This window comes from Metaplanococcus flavidus (assembly GCF_042675885.1).
In the GTDB taxonomy this organism is placed as follows: domain Bacteria; phylum Bacillota; class Bacilli; order Bacillales_A; family Planococcaceae; genus Planococcus; species Planococcus flavidus.
In genome coordinates this window covers 1-803 of the sequence record NZ_JBHTKI010000030.1, presented here as the reverse complement: position 1 = coordinate 803, position 803 = coordinate 1, and the positions used below count along the sequence as shown (strand labels likewise).

The window sequence follows — 803 nt, the reverse complement described above, 5'->3', positions numbered from 1 at the left end:
GAGTAAATTTCATAATTCCGAGACCTTGCGGCTCTAGGTGTGTAACGGCATGAAAATAGAGCACCTCCCCAAATCCTGTATAATGGTAGTCACCACAACAACACACAAACAGGAGGGAAAGCGCTCTATGCCTATTATAAGACAAGATAACCTATTTGACATGCATGAATTATTTGAGATGGAACCTACCCATCGATTTAACGCTATTTTCTCGACGCTGGAACTGGGTCCGCTTCTTCATATCTTCGACAAGAAGACGCATCGAGGCGCGCCGAGAGAACTCAATTACGGTGCCATGATTTATTCGTTGATCGCTCGTGTGGTGGAGCGTATTCCGACGATAAAGTTATTGGTGAAGCGCTTAAAACAAGACCCTTTTTTTCGTTTTGACTGTGGATTTCTGTTATCGGACGACGTCCCATCTGAAGCTTCTTATTCCCGCATGATTGCGGCGATCAGTGAAACTGACGCGCTGTCGAAAGTGCAAGACGTACTTGTGGCTCTAGCGATCCAGGAAGGTTTCATCACAGAAGAATCTCTGGCCATTGACGCCACGCATTTTGAAGCACGCGACAAACCGGCAGTGTCTGAGAAAAAAGAAAAACCAGCTCCGAAAAAACGAGGACGGAAGCCGAAAGACGAACAAGCTGAGTGGCAAGCCGCCCAAGAAAAACAGGAAGCTGAGAAAACGCTCTACGAAAAAGAGATCGTCCATCAATTGGATGCCTCCACCGAGGCACTGGTGAACGAGATGCCCATTGCCCCGAAATGGGGAATCAAGAAAAACAGTGAAGGAAAAAATA

1 protein-coding gene is annotated in these 803 nt (G+C 46.6%); it reads left to right on the top strand.

What is annotated here, in order from left to right:
* Positions 1–49: 49 nt before the first annotated feature.
* Positions 50–803, top strand: a 754-nt coding sequence (locus ACFQ1X_RS15405) for a transposase (RefSeq protein ID WP_379083310.1), incomplete at its 3' end; no start/stop codon positions are given.